Raw genomic sequence first — 7,358 nt, 5'->3', positions numbered from 1 at the left:
GGACGCTCCTGGTGGGGGGCGGCGGCCGGGCCGCTCCGATCGGGAGCGGCCCGGCCGGCCGTGTCGTCCGGCTCAGCCCATGTGCACGGCGTTGCCGGCGGGGATGTCCTCCTTGCGCACCTTCACCAGGACCAGGGTGACCAGCCCGGCGAGCACGATCAGGGCCGCGCCCCAGGCGAACGCCACGCGGTAGCCGTGCACGAGCGCCTCGACCTGGGTGACCGGGTTCGGCGCCCGGCCGACCAGGTACGCGGCCACCGCGCTGGTGTAGAAGGTGTTCAGCAGCGCGGTGCCCAGCGAGCCGCCGATCTGCTGCGTCGCGTTCAGCGTCGCGCTGGCCGCTCCGGCGTCGTGCTCCGGCACCCCGACCAGCGCGAGGCTGGACAGCGGCACGAAGGTGAAGCCGAGGCCCATGCCGAGGATGACCTGGGCGGGCAGCAGGAGGGTGAGGAACGAGGTGTCCACGTCGATCTGGGTGAGCGTCAGCATGGCCACGGCGGCGAGCACGGCGCCGCCGACCATCAGCGGCTTGGCACCCACCTTCGGCATCAGCTGGCTGGCGCCACCCGCCGCGATCAGCACGCCCGCGGTGACCGGCAGCGACGCGAGCCCCGCCTCGAGGGGCTTGTACTGCAACACCACCTGGAAGTAGAAGGTGAGGAAGAGGAACGCCCCGAACAGACCGGCGCCGATCAGCGTGGAGGCGAGGTACGCCCCGCCCCGGTTACGGTCCAGGATGATCCGCAGCGGCAGCAGCGGGTGGTTGGAGCGCAGCTCGATCACCACGAAGGCGGCCAGCAGCACCACACCGGCGGCGATGAAGCCGAGCGTCGCGGTGGCGTCCCAACCGTCCTCGGCGGCCTTGGTGAAGCCGTACACCAGGGAGACCAGGCCGGCGGTGACGACGACCGCGCCGGGCACGTCGTAGCGGGTGTTGCCGTGCGCCCGGCTCTCCGGCACCAGCGGGATCGCGAAGGCGATCGCGACGGCGGCGACCGGGATGTTGACCAGCAGGCACCAGCGCCAGTCGGCGTACTCGGTCAGCACGCCGCCGAGCAGCAGCCCGACCGCGGACCCACCGCCGGCGATCGCGCCGTACACGGCGAACGCCTTGGCCCGCTCCGTGGCCTCGGTGAACAGCACCGTGAGCAGCGCCAGCGCGGCCGGGGCGAGCAGCGCGCCGAAGGCGCCCTGCAACGCGCGGGCGGCGAACAGCATCTCGCCGCTGGTGGCCAGACCGCCCAGCGCGGACGCCAGCGCGAAGCCGACCATGCCGACGATGAACGTGCGCTTGCGACCCCAGTAGTCGGCGATCCGGCCGCCGAGCAGGAGCAGACCGCCGAAGGCCAGCGTGTAGGCGGTGATCACCCACTGCCGGTTCGCGTCGGTGATCCCCAGGTCCGCCTGGGCCTGCGGGAGCGCGATGTTCACGATCGTGGCGTCCAGGACGACCATCAGCTGTGAGACCGCGATGACCGCCAGCGCGATCCAGCGCCGCGGGTGCGGCGCGCCTGTCGACGTCCCGGCGCCGGGTGCGCCGGGGGCTGTCGAGGTGGTTCCGGGCATGGTGAAGCCTTCCGTGGTGCGGATGTCGAGGGATCAGGCCTGGGACGGGCGGTCGTGCTGGTAGCGGAGCACCGGGATCAGCACCTGGTCGACGACCTGGGTGAGGAACGCGTCGTCGGCGGGCAGGCCGTGCGCGACGACGCGGGACAGGGTGAGCGCGGGCGCCAGGTCGTGGAACAGCTCCCGTTCACCGGCGTCCGGGGGGATCTCCCCGCGGGCGGCGGCGCGGACGAGGATGGCCGTGCTGGCCACCCGCCCGGCGGGCAGCACCTGGTGGCGTACCAGGCGTTCCAGCTCCGGGCTGGTCCGCATGGCGAAGGTCAGCGCCTGCATCAGGTCGCAGTCGGCGACGCAGATGGCTGCGGTGGCACGCAGCAGCTCGATCAGGTCGCCCCGCAGCGAGCCGGTGTCGGGCGGGTTGTGCACGCCGACCTGACGGTCGCGCAGGGCGGCGACGACCAGCTCGGCCTTGCCGTCCCACCGCCGGTAGATGGTGGCCTTGCTCACGTGTGCGCGGGCGGCGACGGCGTCGATGGTCATCCGGTCGTAGCCGACCTCGCGCAGCAGGTCGATCACCACGGTGAACAGGTCGCTGGACGTGCAGCGCGCGGCTCGGGCGGCCGGCACCCCGACGCCCGCGCTCACCTGCTGACCATCCAACACCCGAAGACCCCCCGCGAAACGATGTCGTACTGACCCTAGTTCGTTGCTGGCCGTTCCTGCAGGCTTTTATGAGGTGCGTCGCACCCGGCGGACGAAACGGTTACGTTTCTGTCCCACGTCGGGCGGATGAATCCCGTGGTCAGCTCCCGGTGGGCGCGAGGATCACCGGCACGGCCACGGTGTTGATCCGGGCGCCGTCGCGCGGGGACACCTCGTACACCTCGATCGTGCCGTGCTGCTCCCGGGCCGTGCGCCAACCGACCACCAGCCGGTAGGCGCCCCGGCAACCACTGCCGCAACTGGCGGTGCCGAAGCCGGTGGCCACCTCCCGGCCGGCGGCGTCCAGCACCCGGATGCTCACCGTGGCCTCGAACACGTCGGCGGTGCCGGTGACGGTGAGCGGGGCGGTGACTCGCTCACCGACGCTCGGGGCGGTCACCACGATCGGCGCGAGCAGGTCCGGATAGTCGGCCCGGCCGACCGGTGCCCCGCCGGGGAAGCGGACCTGCCGGACGGTGGGGAACTGGGTGAGCGTCCACACCACCTGCGCCTCGCGCAGCCGCCGACGCTCCGCCGGGTCGTTGCCGGACGGAACGGGACCGAGCGTCGCCACGCCGTCGGTGATCCGGGTGACCTCGACACCGGCCGGCAGCAGGGTGACCATCCCGGTGGCGGCCTCGGCCGGCGTGGGCCCGGCGGCCAGTTCGGTCAGCGCGAGCCGGGACGTCGTGAGGGTGGCCGGTCGGGTGCGCCGGGTGGGGACGAGCAGGCCGTTTCGCACGTACCACAGCTCGATCGTCACCGGGTCCGGCCGGCGCGTGGCGGTGGCTGTCGGTGCCGGCGGACGCGGCGCGGTGCGGGTGGCCACCGGCGACGGTGGTGGCCCGGACGGCGGGGTGGGTGCGGAGGTCGGGCCTCCGGCGGGCGGGGTGCTGTGCGGCGGCGCGGTGGGCGCCGCGCCCAGGACGCCGGAGCGGGGCGTGCCGCACGCGCCGAGCAGAAGCGCGGCGACGAGCACCGGCACACCGACCGCGCGCCACCCGCCGCGCCACCGCAGGCTGACCGCGCCGCGCTGGCTTGCTCGGACCGCGCCGCGGCGGCTCATCCGTCACCGCCCGTCGGGCCGGCGGTCGCCGCCTCGGCGTCCTCGTCGAGGTGCCCCGCCGGGCGTGGCACGCCGCCGGGCGGCCCGTCCGGGCCGTACGCGGGCAGCTCCAGACGGAACCGGGCGCCGGCACCCGGCGCGCTGCGGACGCTCAGCACCCCGCCGAGCAGGGCGGCGTGTTCCCGGGCGATGGCCAGGCCGAGCCCGCTGCCCGGCGCGGAACGCGCGGCGTCGACCTTGTGGAACCGGTCGAACACGTGCGGCAGTTGCTCGGCGGGAATGCCCGGCCCCTGGTCGGTGACCTCGAAGACGACGAGCGCGCCCGCCCCGGTGACGGTCGCCCGGATCTCGCCGCCGCCGTGCTCGACCGCGTTGGTGACCAGGTTGGCCAGGACACGCTCCAGGCGACGCGGGTCCGTGCGCAGCGCGACCGGGTCGCCGGTGACCAGCACGCGCTCCGACCAGCCGCGCGCCGCGACGATCGTGCGCAGCAGCGCCGGCGCGTCCACCGGCTCGACGTTCGGCCGTTCCCGCCCTGCGTCCAGCCGCGAGATCTCCATCAGGTCCTCGACCAGGCGACGCAGGCGGACCACGTCGCCCACCAGCAGCCGGGCGGCCGGCCGGGCGTCGTCGGGCAGCCGGTCCAGCTGCTCGCGCAGCAGCGAGGCCGCGGCCACCAGTGCGGTCACCGGGGTACGCAGCTCGTGCGCCACATCGGCGGTGAACCGCCGCTCCCGGGCCTGCGCGGCCGACAGGGCGGCGATCTTCGACTCCAGCGCCTCGGCCATCTCGTTGAACGACGCCGCCCACACGCTGAACTCGTCCCGCCCGCGGACCGGCAGGCGGGTGGCGAGCAGCCCTTCGGTGAGCGCCCGGGCGGCGCGGCTGGCCCGACCCACCGGCTCCAGGGTGCGGCGGGCCAGGAGATGGCCCACCCCGGCGGCGACCAGCACGACGAGCACCCAGCCGGCCAGCAGTGCGGTGCGCACCTGACCCAGGTCGGCGGCGATGTCGTCCTCCACGGTGATCACGTACAGCTCCGCGGTCGAGCCGGGGATGCGTCCGCCGACCACCAGCAGTCGGGGTCGCTGGCCCGGCGCCGAGCGCTGGTAGGCGAGCTGCCCGTCGGCGACCGCGGCCCGCAGTCGCGTGCCCAGGGCGGGGGCGTACGCGGGATGGGAGGGGCGGGTCGGGCCGTCGACGAGGACGACGTGCCGGCCGCTGCCCTCGAAGCTGGCGAGCAGTTCGGTGCCGCGCTGCTCGGTCAGGGGCAGGAACTCACCGGCGAGCAGGAGCTGGTAGCGCGCGTCGGCGGCGGCCTCGTGCAGCGAGGCGTCCAACCAGGACTGTCGCAGCAGCACTCCCGCCCCACCGGCGAGCAGGCCGGCGGACACCCCGGCGACCAGCACGAACGCGATCGTCAGCCGGCGCCGCAGGCGGCCCGGCGCCACCGCTCGTCCGGCCATCGCCGACCTCCCGTCAGAGCGTGGACAGTTTGTAGCCGGCGCCGCGCACCGTGCGGATGCGCCGTGGGTGCGCCGGGTCGTCCTCGACCTTGGCGCGCAGCCGCTGCACCGCCACGTCGACGAGCCGCGAGTCGCCCAGGAAACGGTGGTCCCAGACCAGATCCAGCAGCAGTTCCCGGGTGAAGACCTGGCCGGGACGTCGGGCCAGCTCCAGCAGCAGACGGAACTCGGTGGCGGTCAGGGTCACCTCTCGGCCGTCGCGGCGTACCACGAAGCCGCCCGGATCGATCTCCAAGTCGCCGACGGCGATGGTGTGCGACCCGGCCGGCGCGCTCGCCCGTCGCAGCACCGAGCGGACCCGCGCCACCAGCTCGGGCAGGTCGAAGGGTTTGCGCAGGTAGTCGTCGGCGCCGCATTCGAGGCCGACCACCACGTCGAGCGTGTCGGTGCGGGCGGTCAGCATGAGGATCGGCACCTGGCTCGTGCGCCGGATCTCCCGGCAGACCTCCAGGCCGTCCAGGCCGGGCAGCATGACGTCGAGCACGATCGCGTCGACCGGGTGCGCTCGCCAGGTCATGAGCGCCTGCCGCCCGTCGACGGCGGTGTCGACCCGGAAGCCGGCGCGACGCAGACCGAGGGCGGTGACCTCCCGGATGGAGGCGTCGTCCTCGACCACCAGCACGCGGCCCTCCACCACCTGAGGGTAGACCCGCCGCGACGCTGCGCAGCCCTGGCGAAACGGTCGGTGTCGGCGGCCCGGTCGGGTCCGGGGCACGGGAACGGTCGCCCGACCTCCGGCGGGTGATCCTCGATCTTGGCTACGGCTACCATCGGGTCGCCAACGCGATGGCCGTCGATGGCCAACCTGCTCCGGGCCGTCGCCACCCGCGTGACCAGTTCACCTGAGAGGACACGACGTGCAACGTCATGGCTGCGTGATCCGGCTTCGCCCGGAGCACCGGGAGACCTACCTGCGCCTACACGCCGAGGTCTGGCCGAGCGTCGAGAAGACGCTGCGCGAGGCGAACTTCCGCAACTACACCATCTTTCTCCACGACGACCTGCTCTTCGGCTACTACGAGTACGTCGGTGACGACTACGAGGCCGACCTGCGGTACATCGCCGCCGACCCGCAGACGCAAGAGTGGTGGAAGCTGACCGACCCGTGCCAGGAATCGCTCGCCGAACCCGGATCGGGGGACTGGTGGGCCCCGATGCGGGAGGTCTGGCACCTGGCCGACGAGGCGGCTGGAGAGGCACCCGAGCAGACCCCGGCGAGCTAGCTGCCCGTGGTCGGGTGTCGCGTTGGTGGCTGCGCACGATGCCCGCTTGGCCGTCCGCCTCGACGGGCGGGCGGACGGCCAAGCGGATCGCCCCACTGCGGCTCCACTCACCACTGGTGGGCGACGTCCAGCACGATGCGGCTGTGTGTGCCGGGGCCGGCGAGCGTGAACGTGCGGAACGGCAACCGAGCCCGTACGCCGACCGCGAAGGTGCTGTAGCCCTCGAAACTGCCGCCGAAGACGACGTCGCGCAGCGTTGAACAGCGCAGCAGGTTCGCGACGTGCTCGCCGACCGCGTAGGGCACGGTGCCCTGGTGTTCGGCGTCGTACGCCGGGGCCCGCAGCGAGACCCGCAGCAGCGCGCCCCCGGCGGTGTACGGCGACAGCGCCAGCCCCTCGCCCTCGGTCCACGTCTCGCCGTAGCCGACCGCGTAACCGTCGACCGGTCCGGCGAACTCGAAGACCACCCGGTCGTAGCAGTCGTGCTGCCCGGTCCGTACGGCGACCAGCGGGGCGTCGCTCAGCGTGCCGGCCGACTTGTCCGCGCTGCCCCAGGTGATCCCGCAGGACGCCGACCCGGTCGTGGTGCCCGCCGCGGTGCTGCTGCCCGCGCTGGCGACCAAACCGGCGAGGACGACCGCCAACGCGGTAAGTGTGCTCCTGATCCTCATGGTGCTCTCTCCGCTCGATGCCGGGGTCACGTCGCGGCAGCGTTGCCGGTGACCCTCTGCCGTCACGGTCGCCCGCCCGCGGCACGCGAGCTTCGCCGCGGCGTAACCGCTGGGTAACAGTGGCCGGCGGCCGTCGGTCGCCGGCCGACCGCGGGGGAGTGCGTGCCCCTGCTCCGACCCGAGGTCGGGAAAGGCCCCGACCCGACGTGGCGGTGTCACCCACGCCGTCCCACAACGCGGTACTGTGCCTGGCAGTCGACACATTCGAGGTGGACCCGTGCCTACCGTCGTCGTCCTCGCGCTGACCCTCGCCCTCGCGCCCGCGCCCTCCCCGTCGGCCACTTCGGGCCCGGTCGGCGACATCCTCGGTGGCGTCGGCCGGGTTGTCGGCGATCTGCTCGGCGGCCAGGGTGCGCCGAGTGCGACGCCGACGCCGAGCGTCAACCCCACCGCGACGTCCGCGCCGACCCGGCCACCAGCGACCGGCCAGCCCAGCCCGACCGCGCCCGGTGCGACCGCCGCGCCCGCCGGGTCGTCGGCCGGGGCCCCGAGGGGCGGCGCCGGCGCCGGCGGCTCCAGCGGGATCACCGCGCCCCGGCGCAGC

At 74.1% G+C, this 7,358-nt stretch carries 7 protein-coding genes and 1 pseudogene; 2 read left to right on the top strand and 6 right to left on the bottom strand.

Features of this window, described 5'->3' with window-relative positions; all coding sequences use genetic code 11:
* Nucleotides 1–72: 72 nt before the first annotated feature.
* The 5 genes from ABZU46_RS30245 to ABZU46_RS30225 all read right to left on the bottom strand — a co-directional run bounded on the left by ABZU46_RS30245 (nucleotide 73) and on the right by ABZU46_RS30225 (nucleotide 5,494).
* Nucleotides 73–1,566 (bottom strand): MFS transporter, encoded by a 1,494-nt coding sequence (locus ABZU46_RS30245; protein WP_354863099.1) that lies wholly within the window; start codon nucleotides 1,564–1,566, stop codon nucleotides 73–75.
* Between the two features lie 33 nt (nucleotides 1,567–1,599).
* Nucleotides 1,600–2,211 (bottom strand): TetR/AcrR family transcriptional regulator, encoded by a 612-nt coding sequence (locus ABZU46_RS30240; protein WP_354863097.1) that lies wholly within the window; start codon nucleotides 2,209–2,211, stop codon nucleotides 1,600–1,602.
* Nucleotides 2,212–2,368: 157 nt separating this feature from the next.
* A complete protein-coding gene (locus ABZU46_RS30235; protein WP_354863095.1) occupies nucleotides 2,369–3,334 on the bottom strand; it encodes a Gmad2 immunoglobulin-like domain-containing protein in 966 nt (321 codons plus the stop codon).
* Nucleotides 3,331–4,800 (bottom strand): HAMP domain-containing sensor histidine kinase, encoded by a 1,470-nt coding sequence (locus ABZU46_RS30230; protein ID WP_354863093.1) that lies wholly within the window; start codon nucleotides 4,798–4,800, stop codon nucleotides 3,331–3,333. The genes ABZU46_RS30235 and ABZU46_RS30230 overlap by 4 nt, the downstream gene beginning before the upstream one ends.
* 13 nt (nucleotides 4,801–4,813) lie before the next feature.
* Entirely contained in the window at nucleotides 4,814–5,494 is a 681-nt protein-coding gene (locus ABZU46_RS30225; protein ID WP_354863091.1) for a response regulator transcription factor, read from the bottom strand.
* Nucleotides 5,495–5,735: 241 nt separating this feature from the next.
* Between ABZU46_RS30225 and ABZU46_RS30220 the strand changes: the two genes are divergently transcribed.
* Nucleotides 5,736–6,083 (top strand): L-rhamnose mutarotase, encoded by a 348-nt coding sequence (locus ABZU46_RS30220; protein WP_354863089.1) that lies wholly within the window; start codon nucleotides 5,736–5,738, stop codon nucleotides 6,081–6,083.
* A 107-nt stretch (nucleotides 6,084–6,190) separates the two neighbouring features.
* On the opposite strand, the gene ABZU46_RS30215 is transcribed toward ABZU46_RS30220, so the two are convergent.
* The gene (locus ABZU46_RS30215) at nucleotides 6,191–6,754 is read right to left on the bottom strand and encodes a hypothetical protein (RefSeq protein ID WP_354863087.1); all 564 of its coding nucleotides are present in this window, start codon (nucleotides 6,752–6,754) and stop codon (nucleotides 6,191–6,193) included.
* 277 nt (nucleotides 6,755–7,031) lie between these two features.
* Here ABZU46_RS30215 and ABZU46_RS30210 point away from each other — a divergent pair.
* A pseudogene (locus tag ABZU46_RS30210) lies at nucleotides 7,032–7,358 on the top strand (hypothetical protein); the annotation flags it as partial.

This window comes from Micromonospora sp. NPDC005197, assembly GCF_040608295.1.
Classification (GTDB): domain Bacteria; phylum Actinomycetota; class Actinomycetes; order Mycobacteriales; family Micromonosporaceae; genus Micromonospora.
The sequence above is the reverse complement of the archived record's forward strand: the minus strand, read 5'-3'. Positions and strand labels throughout refer to the sequence as shown.

Bases quoted from the DNA above. Each gene is read 5' to 3' on its own strand.
- ABZU46_RS30245 (WP_354863099.1), bottom strand. From the start codon at position 1,566: ATGCCCGGAACCACCTCGACAGCCCCCGGCGCACCCGGCGCCGGGACG.
- ABZU46_RS30235 (WP_354863095.1), bottom strand. From the start codon at position 3,334: ATGAGCCGCCGCGGCGCGGTCCGAGCAAGCCAGCGCGGCGCGGTCAGC.
- ABZU46_RS30230 (WP_354863093.1), bottom strand. From the start codon at position 4,800: ATGGCCGGACGAGCGGTGGCGCCGGGCCGCCTGCGGCGCCGGCTGACG.
- ABZU46_RS30215 (WP_354863087.1), bottom strand. From the start codon at position 6,754: ATGAGGATCAGGAGCACACTTACCGCGTTGGCGGTCGTCCTCGCCGGT.